The sequence below is a fragment of the Pseudomonas sp. NPDC087639 genome, assembly GCF_044743385.1.
Lineage (GTDB): Bacteria > Pseudomonadota > Gammaproteobacteria > Pseudomonadales > Pseudomonadaceae > Aquipseudomonas.
Genome location: NZ_JBIUWI010000060.1, coordinates 1 through 19,343, shown reverse-complemented (window position 1 = coordinate 19,343; position 19,343 = coordinate 1). Strand labels below are relative to the sequence as shown.

The 19,343-nt window shown below is 59.9% G+C and carries 14 protein-coding genes and 2 pseudogenes; 8 read left to right on the top strand and 8 right to left on the bottom strand.

Annotated features, from left to right (window positions below):
* Positions 1-26 precede the first annotated feature (26 nt).
* The 8 genes and pseudogenes from ACIOVB_RS21485 to gap all read right to left on the bottom strand — a co-directional run.
* Positions 27-554 (bottom strand): annotated as a pseudogene (locus ACIOVB_RS21485) (methyl-accepting chemotaxis protein); the annotation flags it as partial.
* Positions 555-932: 378 nt separating this feature from the next.
* A pseudogene (locus tag ACIOVB_RS21480) lies at positions 933-1,892 on the bottom strand (cache domain-containing protein); the annotation flags it as partial.
* Positions 1,893-2,373: 481 nt separating this feature from the next.
* Positions 2,374-2,769: a YbaN family protein gene (locus ACIOVB_RS21475; protein ID WP_401271156.1), complete on the bottom strand. Its 396-nt coding sequence runs from the start codon at positions 2,767-2,769 to the stop codon at positions 2,374-2,376.
* 163 nt (positions 2,770-2,932) lie between these two features.
* Positions 2,933-3,529, bottom strand: a complete 597-nt coding sequence (locus ACIOVB_RS21470) for a biliverdin-producing heme oxygenase (RefSeq protein WP_401271153.1) — start codon at positions 3,527-3,529, stop codon at positions 2,933-2,935.
* 112 nt (positions 3,530-3,641) lie between these two features.
* Positions 3,642-6,227, bottom strand: coding sequence for a TonB-dependent receptor (locus ACIOVB_RS21465; protein WP_401271150.1), 2,586 nt, complete (start codon positions 6,225-6,227; stop codon positions 3,642-3,644).
* Positions 6,228-6,349: 122 nt separating this feature from the next.
* The gene (locus ACIOVB_RS21460) at positions 6,350-7,315 is read right to left on the bottom strand and encodes a FecR family protein (protein WP_401271148.1); all 966 of its coding nucleotides are present in this window, start codon (positions 7,313-7,315) and stop codon (positions 6,350-6,352) included.
* Between the two features lie 124 nt (positions 7,316-7,439).
* Positions 7,440-7,958 carry an RNA polymerase sigma factor gene (locus ACIOVB_RS21455; RefSeq protein ID WP_401271145.1) on the bottom strand — a complete coding sequence of 173 codons (519 nt, stop codon included), beginning with the start codon at positions 7,956-7,958 and terminating at the stop codon, positions 7,440-7,442.
* Positions 7,959-8,155: 197 nt separating this feature from the next.
* A complete protein-coding gene (gene gap / locus ACIOVB_RS21450; RefSeq protein WP_187679744.1) occupies positions 8,156-9,157 on the bottom strand; it encodes a type I glyceraldehyde-3-phosphate dehydrogenase in 1,002 nt (333 codons plus the stop codon).
* A 270-nt stretch (positions 9,158-9,427) separates the two neighbouring features.
* On the opposite strand from gap, the gene edd reads away from it, so the two are divergent.
* From edd to ACIOVB_RS21410, 8 genes are all read left to right on the top strand, one after another.
* Positions 9,428-11,254: a phosphogluconate dehydratase gene (gene edd / locus ACIOVB_RS21445; protein ID WP_187679743.1), complete on the top strand. Its 1,827-nt coding sequence runs from the start codon at positions 9,428-9,430 to the stop codon at positions 11,252-11,254.
* Positions 11,251-12,210, top strand: coding sequence for a glucokinase (locus ACIOVB_RS21440; protein WP_401271141.1), 960 nt, complete (start codon positions 11,251-11,253; stop codon positions 12,208-12,210). The genes edd and ACIOVB_RS21440 overlap by 4 nt, the downstream gene beginning before the upstream one ends.
* 233 nt (positions 12,211-12,443) lie before the next feature.
* Positions 12,444-13,175, top strand: a complete 732-nt coding sequence (locus ACIOVB_RS21435; protein ID WP_003227460.1) for a response regulator — start codon at positions 12,444-12,446, stop codon at positions 13,173-13,175.
* On the top strand, positions 13,165-14,634 hold the full coding sequence (locus ACIOVB_RS21430) for an ATP-binding protein (protein ID WP_187679741.1): 1,470 nt from the start codon (positions 13,165-13,167) through the stop codon (positions 14,632-14,634). The genes ACIOVB_RS21435 and ACIOVB_RS21430 overlap by 11 nt, the downstream gene beginning before the upstream one ends.
* 122 nt (positions 14,635-14,756) lie before the next feature.
* The gene (locus ACIOVB_RS21425) at positions 14,757-16,016 is read left to right on the top strand and encodes an AGE family epimerase/isomerase (RefSeq protein ID WP_401271138.1); all 1,260 of its coding nucleotides are present in this window, start codon (positions 14,757-14,759) and stop codon (positions 16,014-16,016) included.
* 119 nt (positions 16,017-16,135) lie between these two features.
* On the top strand, positions 16,136-17,437 hold the full coding sequence (locus ACIOVB_RS21420) for an ABC transporter substrate-binding protein (RefSeq protein ID WP_187679739.1): 1,302 nt from the start codon (positions 16,136-16,138) through the stop codon (positions 17,435-17,437).
* 114 nt (positions 17,438-17,551) lie between these two features.
* Complete coding sequence (locus ACIOVB_RS21415; protein ID WP_187679738.1) at positions 17,552-18,460, top strand: carbohydrate ABC transporter permease; 909 nt, start codon at positions 17,552-17,554, stop codon at positions 18,458-18,460.
* Positions 18,453-19,343, top strand: an 891-nt coding sequence (locus ACIOVB_RS21410; RefSeq protein ID WP_401271135.1) for an ABC transporter permease subunit, incomplete at its 3' end; no start/stop codon positions are given. The genes ACIOVB_RS21415 and ACIOVB_RS21410, both read left to right, overlap by 8 nt.

Genomic DNA, 19,343 nt, shown 5'->3' with positions numbered 1-19,343 from the left:
TTCCTCCTGTGGGAGCGGTGTAGCGATTAGACGCGGAACTGGTCCATCAACTTCATCTGCTGACTCGCCAAGGCGTTGAGCTGGCTGCTGATCGCTGCCGATTCAGTGGCTTGCTCGGTCAAGGTTTCAGTCACGGTACGAATCGCCGAAACGTTGCGATTGACCTCTTCAGCCACCGCGCTCTGCTGTTCGGCGGCGCTGGCGATTTGCAGGTTCATGTCGCTGATCACCGTGACCGCATCGCTGATCTTGCCCAGCGCATCCACGGCCTGACGGATCTGCCCGGCGTTGTTGTGCGCCTGGGTCTGGCTCGAATGCATGGTCGCGACCACGCCACGGGTGCCGGTCTGAATCCGCTCGATGACCACGCGAATTTCCTCCACCGAATCCTGCGTGCGCTTGGCCAGGTTGCGCACTTCGTCGGCGACCACGGCAAACCCGCGACCGCTTTCACCGGCACGGGCTGCTTCAATGGCGGCGTTGAGAGCGAGCAAATTGGTCTGTTCGGCGATGCTGCGGATCACTTCCAGCACCGAGCCGATCTGCTCGCTGTTGACTGCCAGCGCTTCGACTTCGGTCACCGCTTTGCTGACTTCATCAGCCAGTTGATTGATGTCGCGGGTGCTGCGCTCGATGATCGACATGCCGTCCTTGGCCGACTGGTCGGCACCCTTGGCGGCGTTGGCGGCGTTCGATGCGCTGTTGGCAACGTCGTGGGCAGTGGCGCTCATTTCGTTGGAGGCGGTGGCAACCTGGTCTATTTCGCGGAACTGCACCTGCATGCCTTCGCTGGTCTGGCGGGCGATTGCCGAAGACTGGTCGGCGGTGCCGCGCGCCTCGGTGATGCTCTGTTTGATCTGCGCGATGGTCGGTTGCAGCTTGTCGAGGAAACGGTTGAACCAGTTCACCAGTTCGCCCAATTCATCTTGCTTGCTGTAGTTCAAGCGCTGAGTCAGATCGCCTTCACCGCTGGCGATATTCTTCAGCATCTCGGCGACGCTGTTGATCGGACGCGTGACGCCGGAAGCCGTGAGCCAGATCAGCAACAAGCCAATCAGCCCGGCAACAACAGCCACCGCCAGTGCGGTAAATACGCCGGTTTCCTGTGCGTCGTCGAGCACCGCTTGCAGTTTGACCGAGTCGGCCAGCAGCACCTGTTTCGGCAGGTCGATGACCACGCCCCAGGCCCGCGAATTGCCAATCGGATCGACCGGGTACACGGCGCGGATCAGGTCGCCCTGTTCAAGAATCTTCGGCGTGCCACTGCCGAGCAGCTGCAGCACATCCTTGCCATCGGCACCGAGAGTGTCGCCGATCTTTTTGCCAACCTTGGCAGCATCCGAACTGTCCGCAGCCAACACGCCGCTGCCCGAGACGATAAGCATGTGCCCGGCGTTGTTGAACAGGTTGCGCTGCGAGTCCACAGCCGCCGCTTGCAGGGCGTCGAGGGCGATATCAACGCCGGCCACGCCGATGGCTTTGCCATCGACGATCAACGGCACGGAAATGGTCGTCATGAGCATTTCCTTGCCACCGACGGTATCGGCATACGGGTCGAGCAGGCAGGTGCGCTTGTTGTCGCGAGGGCAGGTGTACCAACTGTTGTACGGCGTGCCGCTGACGCTTAGGGTGGTCTTGGTCAGGTCATCTTCGACCATGATCGTGTTCAGCGAGGCACCGCCGGCGCGGCTCCAGTAGGTGGAAAAACGTCCGGTTTCGTTGGACTGGCGGGCCGCGTCGTTGGCGAATTCGCTGTCCTTGCCGTCCAGCCCATTGGGTTCGAAGGCGAGCCAGATGCCGAGCACTTTGTCGTTGCGCTCGAACGCGGTTTTCAGGCTCAGGTTCAACTCTTCACGCAGAGCGCCAGCGTCCAGCGAACGCTTGCCCGCCATCACGCGCATGTCCTTGATCTGGTCGGCCACTGCGGTGATGACCGTCAGGCTTTCGCCGAAGGTCTTCTGCACCCGCACCGCTTGTTCGGCGGCCTTGGCTTGCAGCAGGTTCTGCACACTGGCGGTGAGCATCTTGCTGCTGGAGTTGCTGACCAGTTCGTCGTTCTGGTTGGTCTGGTAAATGTTCATGCCGACGATCAGCGCAACCACACCGAGCAGGCACAGACCGGAGAGCAGAACGATTTTCAGGCGAATGGAGAGAGAGTCGAACATGGGCGTTCTCGCGAATGAATAAACGGGTGGCTGTCGGGCATGAACTACCCGGTTCGCCAAATCCATTCAGCGCCATGCAATGCTCATCGGCGCGGAGCGAGGGCGCATAAGCGGCTTGCCGACGAACGGTCAGTGCTAAACGTTTGCGCAGGGGAATGTGCTGAAAAGGCGATTAATTACAGGGAAGTTTCAGTGTTGTTGCGCGGGTTCAGGAAGGGGTGGGCAAGGTTTCCGGTCGCGACCAGATCCACAGATTACCCAGGCTCATCCCGGCAATCGCCAGATAGACCGGCCAGCCGTGATCGAGCATCACCAGCATCAGCGTCGCACACAGCAGCATGCTCACTGTGGCGCTGATTTTGGCTTTGCGCGCGATGATCTTGCCGTCGCGCCAGTTGCTCAGGATCGGCCCGAACAGGCGATGGTTTTCCAGCCAGGCACTCAGGCGCGGCGAACTGCGGGTCGCGGCCCAGGCGGCGAGCAGGATGAACTCGGTGGTCGGCAGGCCGGGCACGACGATGGCAATCAGGCCAATGCCGAGGCTGACGTAGGCCAGCAGGCCGAACAGCAGACGGGCGAGTTTGGAGGAGGCGGGTTGCGGCATGGGCTCAGCGGTGGCTTCTGAAGCGGAATGGAGATCTTACAGGTTGTTGCAGTTCCCATGTGGGAGCGAGCCTGCTCGCGAAAGCGGTGGATCAGTCACATTAATGTTGAATGTGCTGCCGTCTTCGCGAGCAGGCTCGCTCCCACAAGGAATAGGTGTTGCTTCAGGCCAGTTCTGCTTCGGTGGCATAAGCCTGTTCCAGCAACACGGTGAAGCGCTTGAACGCGTCAATCGCGCCTTGCTCCACTTCAGCTTCTTCCTCGGCGCTGAACTCCAGCGAGTCGAGAGTTTTGACAAAGCGCTTCCAACCCTCGGCGCGTCCACCTTCAGGTTCACCCAAATGACGCGCACCAAAGGTTTCGCTCAGTTCCAGCGCCACGGCGCGTTTGATCAGAAACGCAGCACCGAGCTTCGAACCTTCAGAGACGAAGATCCAGCCCAGTGCCCGGGCCTTGCTCGGGTTTTTCACTGCGCCGGCAACCGGCGCCGGGACCTCGGTGTCCAGATCCGCCAGGTCGGCCTTGGCGGCTTCAGCGCGGCAGCGAGCGGGCAAGTCCGCGACGATCTCTGTCAGCTCGGCATCGTTGTACAGACCGACCAGTTCCGACTGAAACAGGTATTGCGCCACCACAAACCGGGCGAAGTTGGCGCGGGTCTCGAACGGCGCGTGGGCTTTGACCAGGGCGTCGAGCTTGCTGTGCGGCTCGTGGGTGATCTGGTTCAGACGTTGCGAACGCAGGGCTTTTTGCGAAGTGGTCATGACATGTCCTTGATAAAAGAGGCGCTTGATAACGAGACGAACGGGATAGCGCCGGACAGTAAAAAAAGCCTCACTGCGCGGCGTATCAACACGCGCAGTGAGTTCGACGGGATCAGATGTCCCAGATCAGATTGATCGCGAAGTTGCGACCCGGTTGGGTCAGGCGATCGAGGTTGGCCGGTTGCGTCACCGAGGCTTCGCCGACGCTGTCGTAACCGCGCACGTCATCCCACAGCCAGTATTTCTTGTCGGTCAGGTTGTAAATGCCGCCGCTGACGGTGACGTCGTCGGTGACTTTGTAGAACCCGGTCAGGTCAAGAAGGCCGAAGCCCGGCGACTTGAACTGGCTGCTGACGCCATCCGGCGACTTGAAGTTGGTGTCGTCGACGCGATCCTTCTTCTTCACCAACGTCCAGCTCAGCAGGCCACCGTAGTTGTCCTGGTCGTAACCCAGGCCGAACACGCCGGTCAGCGGATTAACACTGTTGAGCGGCTCGCCGCTGTCGTCATTGCGACCGTAGGCGTAGGCGATCGAGCCTTGGGTGTAGAGGCCTTGCGGCGCGCCGAACGAGTCCAGGTTCAGACGTCCTTTGACTTCGGCACCCTTGATGGTCGCGTGCTTGATGTTGTTGCTCTGGAAGGTCAGTTCGTCATCGCCCGGCTTCACCGCGTCTTCATTAATGAAGTCGCGATACTTGTTGTAGAACACCGCCACATCGAACGAGCCCGACTCGAAATTGCCGCGTAGACCGGTTTCATAGCTTTTGCTTTTTTCCGGCTCCAGATCCGGGTTAGGCGCCACGGTATAACCGGTGGTGTTGTTCTCGAAGCGGCCGTACAGCGCTTTCGCGGTCGGGGTGCGGAAGCCTTCGGCGTACTGACCGTACCAGGTGTAGTTGTCGTTAAAGGCGTAGGTCAGGCCGAATTTCGGCGAGACTTTGTGCCAGGTCTTGTTCTTCTCGCTGACCGTGTCCGTGCCGTCAGCGTTCACGGTGTTGAGAAATTCCTGGGTGATGTGCGGCTTGAGCTGGGTGTAGTCGTAGCGCAGGCCCGGCAGGAAGGTCCAGTTGTTCCAACTGATCTGATCCTGGGCGAACAGGCTGTAGGTGTTGATGGTCGGGTCCGGGAAGTCAGTGGCCTTGGCCAATACGTCAGCGGTACTGGTTGCACCAATCGCCGTGCAGCCACGACCGACCGCCAGGCACGTGCCGTCGCCGCTGCGCGAGCCGGTGACTTTCTGCTGCTTGATGGTGGTGCCGTAAGTCAGCACGTGATCGGTGTCAGCGATGGCGAACGCCTTGTCCAGTTGCGCATCGAATACCCACTGTTTTTCCTCGTAAATGGTGTCGCGGGTGCGCAGCACTTTTCGGGTGATCGGGTAGTAATACTCTTCGGTGCTCTGGTCGGTTTTGGCGATCTGATGGTTGAGGCTCCACTTCACGTTGTCGACCAGCAGGCTGTCGAGGGCGAAGCTGTGTTCAATGCCAAAACGCTCACGGGTGATGGTGTCGTTACCGGTGCGCCACTGGTACATGCCGCCGGGCAGCACGCTGTTCGGAATGGTCGGGGCGCCGTTGAAGTACGGGCCGCCGTAGGCACTTTTCTGATCGGTGTCGCGATCATCCTTGTACTTTTCGTAGGTCAGGCCAAGGCGCGAATCGTCGTTGTAGTTCCAGCCGATCTTGGCCAGCACGTTGGTTGCCTTGACGTCTTCCGGGTTGGCGGCGGTGCGCTCAAGACCTGTGCCGTTGTTGCTGCCGTAGGAATCAGTCTCGTGACCATCGCGTCGGCTGTAGTGCAGCAAACCGTCGAACTGATCGGCACGGCCGGCGACGGTGGCGGATTTCAGCCAGCTGTCATCGGCCGAGTTGTAACCGGTTTTCAGGCGGGCGCCGACGTCTTTGCCGGGTTTGATGATGTCGTCCGGATCGAGTGTGTAATAGCTGACGGCGCCGCCGATGGCGTTGCTGCCGTACAGCACCGAGGCCGGGCCACGGAGAATTTCCACGCGTTTGACGATTTCCGGGTCAACGTAATTGCGCTGGGTCTTGGCGTACGGGCCGTTGAAGAAACCGTCCGGTACTTCGACGCCGTCAACCTGCGTGAGGATGCGGTCGCCGTCGATGCCACGGATGTTGTAGCCGCTGATGCCGCCACGCTGGCCGGCGCCGCCGACGGAAACACCTGGCTCGTAGCGCACCAGATCCTTGATCGTGTTGACGTTGTTGCGATCCAGTTCTTCACGGGTGTGCACGGTGACGGTACTTGGCACGCTGTTCACCGACTGTTCCTGTCGGGTGGCGCTGATGGTCACCTGATCCAGATTCAGTGCGCCGCTGCTACTGCGTTTTTCCAGCACGACGTTGTTGTTGCTCAGTTTGCGGAAGCTCAAGTTGGTCCCCACCAACAGGCGCTCAAGGGCTTTTTCCGGTGGCAGCGAGCCGCGCACGCCCGCCGACGATACGCCCTGACCCAGTTCTGCCGGCAAGCCGACTTGCCAGCCAGTGACGGTGGTGAAGGCATTGAGTGCCGACACCAGCGGTTGCTGGCCGATGGCGAACGAGTAATCGCCCATGTTGCGCGCCGGTTGCTCGGTGGCGGCCAGCAGCGGCGCCGTACCGGCCATGAGGATGGCAGCGGTCAGCAGCGACAATACGCGGGAAGGGGAAGCAGTCTGGCGGGTAAGGCGTGAGGACATCGATAGCGCTCCGTGTCGCACGAATCTTTATAGGTGCTGATTAGCGTCCGAAGATGCGAATCAATTGCATTGGCTATAACTAGACGTACGTGCTTCGGCTATCGAGTAAAAATAATTCTCATTTAGTTCAGGATCACCAGCGCCGGGAATTCCTGCAAGCGTGCGGAGGTGATGTGGGCGAGGGAGCGCACCACGTCGAGGGGTTGATCGAGGCGGTAGTTACCCGTGACGTTGACGTCGGCCAACTGCTCGTTGGTGTTAATGATCCAACCCGGATAGTAGCGGCGCAGCTCGGCCAGCACCTGATTCAGCGGGCAGTTCTCGAACACCAGTCGACCTTGCACCCAGGCCAGATCGGTATTTGCGTCGAGCTTGGCCGGGCGGTCGAAACCGTTGGGGCCGATGCGGATGCTTTCCCCGGCGGAGAGACGCACCCGGGCATCGTTATGGGTGGCGCGCAAATCGACATCGCCGCGCTGCACATTGACCTGCGCAACGCCGTCCAGATAACGCACGGCAAATGCAGTGTCATGCACGCTGGCTTTGACCGGGCCGGCATCGATTTCCAGCGGCTGGTTGCGATTGGCCGCCACCTCGAAAAACGCTTCGCCCTGATACAGCCGTGCGAAGCGCTGCTGATCGTTGATGGTGCTGGAAAACGCCGAATTGGTATTGAGCAGGACTTTCGAGCCGTCCTCCAGTTGCAGGCGCTGGCGTTCGCCGACCACGGTCAGGTGATCGGCCTGCAAGCGCATCGGCAAATTACTGAAGCTGAACAACCCGAGCAGCAGCACCGCAGCGGTGGCCAGCGGTTTCCAGTGCGGACGCAGACGCTTGAGGACGGTAACTTTCGCAGGTGGCAAAGCCAGGGTTTGCGCGCATTGGGCGATTTGCGGGCCATCCCAGATCGCCTGTGCCTTGGCATACGCCTCGGCATTCAACGGATCAGCCGACAGCCACGCGTGAAACTGCCGGGTCTGCTCTTCATTCGGACTGCCGAGTACGATGAGCCAGTCCAGTGCCTGGTCCATTGCAAGTGCAGCATCCTGCGCCGATTCGGGCGAAGGCGAGCGGTGGGTGTCCGTCACGGTGTTTCCTCGGCAGTGTCTGCGCACGGCTGTTTTTTTTGTGAAGCGTAAAAGTCGGGCAAGGGTAACAAAGCCCGATGATCAGTGCAGTCGAACCTGGCACTTACAGAAAGAGCCTACCGCCTCAGTCGCCATTCAAGCGCTCGGCGACGCCTATGCAAATGGTCATGATCAGTTTCAGTTCTTTCTGCACGGTGCTGAGCGAGACATTCAATTCGTCGGCGATTTCCTGGTAGCTGTGCCCGTGCAAACGGCTGAGGATGAAAATCTGCTGCTGACGCGGGCTGAGTTCACTGAGGCTCACGTTCAGGCGCTCCAGCAATTGTTCGGCGTGGGCGGCGTCTTCGGCGCTGCTGGCGGGGGCGGCGACGCTGTGCACCACGTCCTGCGGCACGTCATCGACCATGGTGCGCGAATGGATCTTGCGCGCACGCAAATGATCCAGCGCCAGATTGCGTGCGGTCTGGAAGACAAAGGGTTCGAGATGATCGATGGCCCGCTCGCTCAGCGCCCGCGTCACTCGCAGGTAGGTTTCCTGCAACAGGTCTTCAGCGGTGCTGTGATTGTTGACCATCCGTTCCAGCGTACGCAGCAGCGAGAGGCGCTGGGTGAGGAAGACGTGGTTGAAGTGTGATTGACTCACGGGGTGACCTGATCGATTTCAAGCGAATGATAATGCTTATCATCCGCCCGTATGGTCAAGCCTTGATTTCAAATTGAAATTGAAACCTGTGGGAGCGAGCCTGCTCGCGAAAGCGGTGTATCAGCCAACATAAATGTTGAATGACACATCGTATTCGCGAGCAGGCTCGCTCCCACAGGGATAGGGGATTCTTTGGATTACTCGGCGTTGCACAGCGCCAGGCAGTTATCCAGCATACGGTTGGAGAACCCCCACTCGTTGTCATACCAGGCCAGCACTTTCAGTAGTTTGCCGCTGGATTTGGTGTGGTTGGCGTCGAAGATCGACGACAGCGGGTTGTGGTTGAAGTCACTGGAGACCAGCGGCAACGTGTTGTAACCCAAAATTTTCGAATGCTGGCTCGCTGCTTTGAGCAGGGCGTTCACTTCCTCGGCAGTGGCTTCTTTCTTCAACTGCACGGTCAGATCCACCAGCGACACATTGATCACCGGCACCCGCACGGCCATGCCGGTCAGTTTGCCTGCCAGTTCCGGCAGCACCAGGCCCACCGCTTCAGCGGCGCCGGTCTTGCTCGGGATCATGTTTTGCGTGGCCGAACGCGCGCGGTACGGGTCGGTGTGATAGACGTCGGTCAGGTTCTGGTCGTTGGTGTAGGCGTGAATGGTGGTCATCAGGCCGCTTTCGATCCCCAGTTCGCGGTGCAGCACTTGCGCCACTGGCGCCAGGCAGTTGGTGGTGCACGAAGCGTTGGAGATGATCTGGTGCGACTGGCGCAGAATGTCGTGGTTAACACCGTAAACCACGGTGGCGTCGGCACCTTTGGCCGGGGCCGAGATGATTACTTTGCGTGCGCCGGCAGTAATATGCGCGGCGGCTTTGGCACGGTCGGTAAACAGACCGGTGCATTCGAATACCACATCAATCTTTTCGGCAGCCCATGGCAGTTCGGCCGGGTTACGAATGGCGCTGACCGCAATGCGGTCGCCGTTGACAGTCAGGCTCTCGTTGTCATGCTCGACCTGTGCATCGAAAGTGCCGTGAACGGTGTCGTATTTAAGCAGATGCGCGTTGATCGAGCTGTCGCCCAGATCGTTGATGGCGACAATCTGCAAATCCTGTCGATAGCCTTGGGTATACAGTGCGCGCAGGACATTACGGCCGATGCGGCCAAAACCATTGATTGCGATTCGAAGAGTCATGAAACAGCGCCGCCGTCGCCACCACCGGCCCTGCCGATGCGAAGATGCATGCCAGAGCGCCGCCGTCGTTTTGTTGTTGGAATTACAAGATTATTCGCATAAAAATAGAAAACAAGCCTTTTTAGTGGCAATATTTTGTTTTATCTACAACGAGTGACCTGAATCAACTGGTCCGAATGGTCAAAAAAGCCGTCTGTCATTCCAACAACAACGGCGTTTGATCAGCATAGACAATCAGGTCGCCACATCCGTTAGCCTGGAGTTCTACACATGCATCCCCGCGTTCTTGAGGTCACCGAACGGCTTATCGCCCGCAGCCGCGCTACGCGTCAGGCTTACCTTGCACTGATTCGCGGCGCCGCCACTGACGGCCCGATGCGCGGCAAGCTGCAGTGCGCCAACTTCGCCCACGGCGTGGCCGGGTGTGGCAGCGAAGACAAGCACAGCCTGCGGATGATGAATTCGGCGAACATCGCCATTGTTTCTTCCTATAACGACATGCTCTCGGCGCATCAGCCGTACGAAGTCTTTCCTGAACAAATCAAAAACGCCCTGCGCGAAATCGGCTCGGTCGGCCAGTTTGCCGGCGGCACTCCGGCGATGTGCGACGGCGTGACCCAAGGCGAGCCGGGCATGGAACTGAGCCTGCCGAGCCGCGAAGTGATCGCGATGTCGACGGCGGTGGCGCTTTCCCACAACATGTTCGACGGCGCTCTGATGCTCGGCATCTGCGACAAGATCGTGCCGGGCCTGATGATGGGCTCCCTGCGTTTTGGTCATCTGCCGACGATTTTCGTCCCGGGCGGGCCGATGGTCTCCGGTATTTCCAACAAGGAAAAAGCCGACGTGCGGCAGAAGTACGCCGAAGGCAAGGCGACCCGCGAAGAGCTGCTGGAATCGGAGATGAAGTCCTACCACAGCCCGGGCACCTGCACCTTCTACGGCACCGCCAACACCAACCAGTTGTTGATGGAAGTCATGGGCCTGCACTTGCCTGGCGCATCCTTCGTCAATCCGAACACGCCGCTGCGTGATGCCTTGACCCGCGAAGCCGCACATCAAGTCACGCGACTGACCAAACAGAACGGCAACTTCATGCCGATCGGCGAAATCGTCGACGAGAAGTCGCTGGTCAACTCGATTGTTGCGCTGCACGCCACCGGCGGTTCGACCAACCACACCCTGCACATGCCGGCCATCGCCATGGCCGCAGGCATTCAACTGACCTGGCAGGACATGGCCGACCTCTCTGAAGTCGTGCCGACCCTGAGCCACGTCTACCCGAACGGCAAAGCCGACATCAACCACTTCCAGGCCGCTGGCGGCATGTCGTTCCTGATCCGCGAACTGCTCGCGGCGGGCCTGCTGCACGAAGACGTCAACACCGTGCTCGGTCACGGCTTGAGCCAATACACCAAAGAGCCGTTCCTCGATAACGGTCAACTGGTGTGGCGCGAAGGCCCGATCGACAGCCTCGACGAAAACATCCTGCGTCCAGTCGCTCGCGCATTCTCGGCGGAGGGTGGCTTGCGGGTGATGGAAGGCAACCTCGGTCGCGGTGTGATGAAGGTGTCCGCCGTGGCGCTGGAAAACCAGATCGTCGAAGCGCCGGCCATGGTGTTCCAGGATCAGCAGGATCTGGCCGATGCGTTCAAAGCCGGTTTGCTGGAGAAGGATTTCGTCGCCGTGATGCGCTTTCAGGGCCCGCGCTCCAACGGCATGCCGGAGCTGCACAAGATGACGCCGTTCCTCGGCGTGCTGCAGGATCGCGGCTTCAAAGTCGCGCTGGTGACCGACGGGCGCATGTCCGGCGCCTCGGGGAAAATCCCGGCGGCGATCCACGTCAGTCCTGAAGCTTATGTCGGTGGCGCTTTGGCGCGAGTGCAAGAGGGCGATATCATCCGCGTCGATGGCGTCAAAGGCACTTTGGAACTCAAAGTGGACGCCGAAGAATTTGCCGCGCGCGAACCTGCCAAAGGCCTGTTGGGCAATAACATTGGCAGCGGTCGCGAACTGTTCGGCTTCATGCGTTTGGCCTTCAGCTCGGCGGAGCAGGGCGCCAGCGCCTTCACTTCTGCCCTGGAGACGCTTAATTGAAACTGGCTTTGGTCGGTGACATCGGAGGCACCAACGCGCGGTTTGCGTTGTGGAAAAATCAGCAACTCGAATCGATTCAAGTGCTGGCCACGGCCGACCACGCCAGCCCGGAGGAGGCGATCAGCCTCTATCTGAGCGGGCTCGGTCTGGCGCCAGGCTCGATCGGTTCGGTGTGCCTGTCAGTGGCAGGTCCCGTCAGCGGCGATGAATTCAAGTTCACCAACAACCACTGGCGCCTGAGTCGCAAGGCATTCTGCGAAACCTTGCAGGTCGAGCAGTTGTTGCTGGTCAACGACTTCTCGGCGATGGCGTTGGGCATGACCCGTTTGCAGCCCGATGAGTTTCGCGTGGTCTGCGAGGGCACGCCGGAGCCGTTGCGTCCGGCGGTGGTGATTGGGCCGGGTACTGGCCTTGGCGTCGGTACTTTGCTCGACTTGGGTGAAGGCCGTTTTGCCGCGTTGCCGGGCGAGGGCGGTCACGTCGATCTGCCGTTGAGCAGCCCGCGTGAAACTCAGTTGTGGCAGCACATCCATAACGAGATCGGCCATGTCAGCGCGGAAACCGCGTTGAGCGGCGGCGGCTTGCCACGGGTTTACCGGGCGATCTGCGCAGTGGATGGCCATGAGCCGACACTGGATACCCCGGAATCGATCACCGCTGCGGGGCTGGCCGGTGATCCGATTGCCCTGGAAGTGCTGGAGCAGTTCTGCTGCTGGCTCGGGCGAGTGGCCGGCAACAACGTGCTGACCACCGGCGGGCGAGGTGGGGTGTACATCGTCGGCGGCGTGATTCCGCGCTTTGCCGATTTCTTCCTTGAGAGCGGTTTCGCCCGCAGCTTCGCCGACAAGGGCTGCATGAGTGATTACTTCAAGGGCATTCCGGTGTGGCTGGTGACGGCGCCGTATTCCGGCCTTGTGGGTGCTGGTGTGGCGCTGGATCAATCCATCCCGACCTGAAATGCAATCAAACTGTAGGTGTGACCCTTTGTGGTGAGGGGATTCATCTGTGGCGAGGGGATTTATCCCCGATGGCCTGCGCAGCAGGCCCAGCTTTTTGGGGACGCTGCGCGACCCATCGGGGATAAATCCCCTCACCACAGGTTTTGTTCCCACATTGGTTCTGTGGTGTTTGTAAGTTCGATGCTTAAGGCATAATCCGCCCCAATTCCAACAACAAGGATGCCTTCGAAGTGAGCTCAGTCAACAAGTCGATATTGTTGGTCGATGATGACCAGGAAATACGCGAGTTGCTGGAAACCTACCTGACCCGCGCCGGGTTTCAGGTGCGGGCCACAGCCGATGGCGCCAGTTTCCGGCAGGCGCTCAATGAGGCGCCGAGCGATCTGGTGATCCTCGATGTCATGCTCCCCGACGAAGACGGCTTCAGCCTCTGCCGTTGGGTGCGTCAGCATCCGCGTCAGGCGCAGGTGCCGATCATCATGCTCACCGCCAGTTCCGACGAAGCCGACCGGGTGATCGGTCTGGAACTCGGCGCCGACGACTACCTCGGCAAACCCTTCAGCCCCCGCGAACTGCAAGCGCGCATCAAAGCGCTGCTGCGCCGTGCGCAATTCGGTCAGGAACGCAGCGGCAGCGATGTGCTGGCATTCGATGAATGGCGACTGGACATGGTCAGCCATCGGCTGTTCCACACCGACGGCGAGGAAGTGATTCTCTCCGGCGCCGACTTCGCCCTGCTGAAACTGTTTCTCGACCACCCGCAGGAAATCCTCGACCGCGATACCATCGGCAACGCCACCCGTGGCCGTGATCTGATGCCGCTGGATCGCATCGTCGACATGGCCGTCAGCCGCTTGCGCCAACGCCTGCGCGACACGGAAAAACCGCCACGGCTGATCCGTACCGTGCGCGGCAGCGGCTACCAACTGGCAGCCAACGTGGTTGCCGGCAATGGTCACTGAGTCGCTGCGCAAACTCGCCGCCAAAGTACCGGTGCCACGTTCGCTGCTTGGGCGGATGTTGCTGCTGACCTTGCTCGCGGTGTTGTTCGCGCAAACCTTGTCGAGCGTGATCTGGGTTTCGCAACTGCGCGCCACCCAGCTCGAAGGGCTGGTCACCAGCGCCCGCAGCCTCGCCCATTCGATGACCGCCAGCGTCAGTTACTTTCGTTCGCTGCCGGTAGCGTATCGGCCGCTGGTACTCGATCAGTTGCGCAGCATGGGCGGCACCCGATTTGTCGTGACCCTCAACGACAAACCGTTGGGCATGGACGTGCTGCCGGTCACACCGCGCAAAGCAGCAGTGATGAAAGCGGTCGACGAAGTGCTGCGTCAATCCCTCGGCCATGACACTGATATCTCGGTGACCTTCGTCAGTCCGGAGGACCTGCGGATCTTCAACGCCGGCCTGAAGCTCGATGAGCTACCGCGTTCCTGGGCGCACTATGCGCTCACTCTTGAGCCGGTGAATCCACCGGTGCTGGTCACGCAGATTCAGATGGCGCCGGGCGAATGGCTGTACATCGCCTCGCTGTTGCCCGAGCCCTACACCAGCCTTGAAGAGCAGGGCCTGCCGTCGCAGCAGGTGTGGTTTATCGTCCTCACCAGCGGTTTTCTGCTGCTGTTTATCGGCTTGCTGGTGCATTGGCAGAGCCGACCGCTCAAGCGTCTGGCGCGGGCGGCGCGGGATCTGTCGCTGGGGGCCGACGTCGAGCCGGTGGCCGAGGGCGGCGGCAGTGAAGTGGTCGAAGTGGGCCGTGCGTTCAACACCATGCGCGAGCGCATCAGCCGTTACCTGACCGAACGCAGCCAGTTGTTCAGCGCGATTTCCCATGACCTGCGCACGCCGATCACTCGCTTGCGCTTGCGCGTCGAACTGCTGGAAGACGAACAACTGCAAGCCAAGTTCGGCCGCGATCTGGACGAACTGGAGTTGCTGGTCAAAGGCGCGCTGCAATGCGTGAAAGACACTGACATCCACGAGAACATCGAACCGGTTGACCTCAACCATGTGCTCGATTGTCTGGTGGAGCCTTATCTGGCGCCGAACGGCAATGGCCGCGTGACTCAGCACGGACGGGCACTGGCGGCCTATTCGGGCAAGCCTTTGGCGTTGAAGCGTTGCATCGGCAACCTGATCGACAACGCCTTGAAGTACGGGCAGAACGCACATCTGCACATCGATGACGATGAGAGTGCGTTTGTTCTGCATGTCGACGATGAAGGGCCGGGCGTGCCGGAGCAGCGGTTGGAGCAGGTGTTTGAACCGCACTTCAGGTTGGCGGGGCAGCAGCAGGGGTATGGGCTCGGCCTCGGGATTGCACGCAACATTGCTCATAGCCATGGCGGTGAGGTGACGTTGCAGAATTTGCGCGAGGGTGGTTTGCGGGTCACGTTGCAACTACCCCGTTCGATGGACTGAAAATCAAAAGACTTTGCTTTTAAATGTCACTGACTCGTGACAAAACCCGTCCCCTTCGTTACAAGCCCATCCCGGTCCGTTGTTTAGACTCCCCGCAGTCATAACAACAAAAAAGGCCACCCATGGATCTCTTCAACCCAGGCTTCAGCAGTTGGCTGAACGCCCCTGCCCACCAGCAATGGCTCGCCGCCGAAGGCCTGCGTCTGTTGGATTTCGCCAAGGCTTCAAAACTGCCTCAAGGCTTCGGCAACCTCGACGAACGCGGCCAGTTGCCAGCGAGCGCGCAGGCCGAAACCATGAACACCGCGCGCATGACCCACAGCTTCGCCATGGCCCATATTCAGGGTCTGCCGGGGTTTGCCGAGCTGATCGATCACGGTATCGCCGCCCTGCGCGGGCCGTTGCGGGATGCCTTGCACGGTGGCTGGTTTGCGGTGGCCGAACATCGCGACGACAACACCGGCAAGAACGCCTATCTGCACGCGTTCGTTGCACTGGCGGCGAGTTCTGCCGTTGTCGCGCAACGTCCCGGCGCCCAGGCTTTGCTGGATGACGCGATCGACATCATCGACACGTATTTCTGGAGCGAAGAAGAGGGCGCCATGCGCGAATTCTTCAATCGCGACTGGAGCGAAGAAGAAGCCTATCGCGGCGCCAACAGCAACATGCACGCCACCGAAGCCTTCCTCGCGCTGGCCGATGTCACTGAAGACCCGCGCTGGCTGGTACGCGCGCAACGCATCGTCGAGCGGGTGATCCACGGTCACGCCGCCGCCAATGATTACCTGGTCATCGAACACTTCGATCGCAACTGGCAGCCACTGCGTGAATACAACCAGGACAATCCCGCCGACGGTTTCCGCCCTTACGGCACCACGCCGGGCCATGGTTTCGAGTGGGCGCGGCTGTTGCTGCACCTCGAAGCCGCGCGGGTCCAGGCCGGCATGCTTACGCCGGGTTGGCTGGCGACCGATGCGCAAAAGCTTTTCGACAACAACTGCCGTCATGGCTGGGACGTCGACGGCGCGCCTGGCATTGTCTACACCCTCGACTGGGACAACAAAGCCGTGGTTCGCCATCGTCTGCATTGGACCCATGCTGAAGCCAGCGCCGCTGCCAGCGCGTTGCTCAAGCGTACTGGCGATCAGCAATACGAAACCTGGTACCGGCTGTTCTGGGAGTTTTGCGAAATGAATTTCATCGACCGCTGCGATGGCAGTTGGCACCACGAACTCGATCCGCAAAACCGCCCAAGTGCCGATATCTGGCCGGGCAAGCCCGATCTCTATCACGCTTGGCAAGCGGTGCTGATTCCGCGCCTACCCTTGTCACCCAGTATGGCAACGGCTCTGGCGCAATTATCCCGGGCCGTTCCTGTGTAACCATGTGGTGACATTCGCGCGTCCCTTCGTTACCTGCGAAGGCAAACGTCCTGTTTAAACTCCTGTGCAGCGCAAGCACCAGACTTGCAATGCATAACAACAAGAAAGGTACATCTCAGATGAATGCGATTTCTCGCCTCGCTACTGTCATTTCTGTCGCCTCCCTGTTCCCGCTCGCAATTCTGCCTCTCAGTGTTTCCGCTGCCGAATCCAAAGGTTCGGTCGAAGTCGTGCACTGGTGGACGTCCGGTGGCGAAAAAGCTGCCGTTGATGTGCTCAAGGCCCAAGTCGAAAAAGACGGTTTCACCTGGAAAGACGGCGCTGTCGCCGGTGGTGGCGGTGCAACTGCCATGACCGTGCTGAAAAGCCGTGCCGTTGCAGGCAACCCACCGGGCGTTGCCCAGATCAAAGGTCCGGACATCCAGGAATGGGCGTCGACCGGTCTGCTCGACACCGACGTCTTGAAAGACGTTGCCAAAGCAGAGAAGTGGGACAGCCTGCTCGACAAGAAAGTCTCCGATACCGTGAAGTACGACGGTGATTACGTGGCCGTGCCGGTGAACATTCACCGCGTGAACTGGCTGTGGATCAACCCGGAAGTCTTCAAGAAAGCCGGCATCGAAAAAGCGCCAACCACCCTCGAAGAATTCTACGCCGCTGGCGACAAGCTCAAGGCTGCGGGCTTTATTCCGTTGGCCCACGGCGGTCAGCCTTGGCAGGACAGCACCGTGTTCGAAGCCGTTGTGCTGTCGGTCATGGGTGTTGATGGCTACAAGAAAGCCCTGGTCGATCTGGACAACAAAGCGCTGACCGGCCCGGAAATGGTCAAGGCCCTGACCGAGCTGAAGAAAGTCGCGACCTACATGGACGCTGACGGCAAAGGTCAGGACTGGAACCTGGAGGCGGCCAAAGTCATCAACGGCAAGGCCGGCATGCAGATCATGGGTGACTGGGCCAAGTCCGAATGGACTGCCGCGAAGAAAATCGCCGGCAAGGATTACCAGTGCGTAGCTTTTCCGGGCACCGACAAGGCGTTCACCTACAACATCGACTCCCTCGCTGTGTTCAAGCAGAAAGACGCCGGTACAGCCGCGGGTCAGAAGGACATTGCCAAGGTCGTGCTGGGTGAAAACTTCCAGAAGGTCTTCAGCATCAACAAAGGCTCGATCCCGGTTCGTATCGACATGTTGAACGACATGGAGAAACTCGGTTTCGACTCCTGCGCGCAGACGGCTGCCAAGGACTTCCTGGCAGACGCCAAGTCCGGCGGTTTGCAACCGAGCATGGCGCACAACATGGCGACCACGCTGGCGGTGCAGGGCGCGTTCTTTGACGTAGTGACCAACTACATCAACGACCCGAAAGCCGACCCGGCCGATGCGGCTAAGAAACTCGGCGCGGCGATTCAGTCGGCCAAGTAATGCTTGGCCCCTGTAGGAGTGAGCCTGTGTGGTGAGGGGATAAATCCCCTCACCATAGGCGGGCTCCCACAGGGAACCCAAATGCAACCCTAATCCCCTGTACTGGATTCCCCCATGAGTTCTGTTGCTGTGTTCAGCAAGGCCTCGCCGTTCGATGCATTGCAACGCTGGCTGCCAAAACTGGTGCTGGCGCCGAGCATGTTCATCGTGCTGGTGGGCTTCTATGGCTACATCCTGTGGACGTTCATTCTGTCGTTCACCACTTCGACGTTCCTGCCCAACTACAAGTGGGCCGGCCTGGCGCAGTATCAGCGGCTGTTCGACAACGATCGCTGGTGGGTCGCGAGCAAGAACCTCGCCCTGTTCGGCGGCATGTTCATCGGCATCACCCTGGTGATCGGCGTGCTGCTGGCGGTGTTCCTCGACCAGCGTATCCGCCGCGAAGGTTTCATCCGCACCATTTACCTGTACCCGATGGCGCTCTCGATGATCGTCACCGGTACCGCGTGGAAATGGCTGCTCAACCCGGGCATGGGCCTGGACAAATTGTTGCGTGACTGGGGCTGGGAAGGCTTCCGTCTCGACTGGCTGATCGACCCCGATCGCGTGGTCTATTGCCTGGTGATCGCCGCTGTCTGGCAAGCCTCGGGCTTCATCATGGCGATGTTCCTCGCCGGTCTGCGTGGGGTTGATCAGTCGATCATCCGTGCCGCGCAGATCGACGGCGCGAGCATGCCGACGATCTACTGGAAAGTGGTGCTGCCAAGTCTGCGTCCGGTGTTCTTCAGTGCGGTAATGATTCTGGCGCACATCGCGATCAAGAGCTTCGACCTGGTTGCCGCGATGACTGCCGGTGGCCCGGGTTATTCCTCTGATTTGCCGGCGATGTTCATGTACTCGTTCACGTTCAGTCGCGGCCAGATGGGCATGGGCTCGGCCAGTGCGATTCTGATGCTCGGTGCGATTCTCGCGATCATCGTGCCTTACCTGTATTCCGAGCTGAGGACCAAGCGCAATGACTAGTCTCGCTGCCAAACCTGCGATCAGCCTGAGTCGCATCGCGATTTACGCGGTGCTGATCTTCGCCGTGTTCCTTTATCTGGTGCCGCTGGTGGTCATGTTGCTGACCAGCTTCAAGACCCCGGAAGACATCAGCTCCGGCAACCTGCTGAGCTGGCCGACCGTGGTCAGCGGCATCGGCTGGGTCAAGGCCTGGGCCACGGTTGATGGCTACTTCTGGAACTCGATCAAGATCACCGTCCCTGCCGTAATCATCTCCACCGCCATCGGTGCGTTGAACGGTTACGTGTTGTCGATGTGGCGCTTCCGTGGCTCGCAACTGTTCTTCGGTCTGTTGTTGTTCGGCTGCTTCCTGCCGTTCCAGACCGTGCTGCTGCCAGCCTCGTTCACCCTCGGCAAGATGGGTCTGGCCAGCACCACCACCGGCCTGGTGTTTATCCATGTGGTTTACGGTCTGGCGTTCACCACGCTGTTCTTCCGTAACTACTACGTGAGCATTCCCGATGCGCTGGTGAAAGCCGCACGTCTGGATGGCGCGGGTTTCTTCACCATTTTCCGGCGGATCATTCTGCCGATGTCGACGCCGATCATCATGGTCTGCCTGATCTGGCAGTTCACTCAGATCTGGAACGACTTCCTGTTCGGTGTGGTGTTCTCCAGCGGTGATTCGCAGCCGATTACGGTGGCGCTGAACAACCTGGTCAACACCAGCACCGGCGCCAAGGAATACAACGTGGACATGGCAGCGGCGATGATCGCCGGCCTGCCGGACACCCTGAAGAACATCGAACTGTCGATCAAGGACGGTGAGTTCCTGATCCTCGTCGGCCCGTCGGGCTGCGGCAAGTCGACCCTGATGAACTGCATCGCCGGCCTGGAAACCATC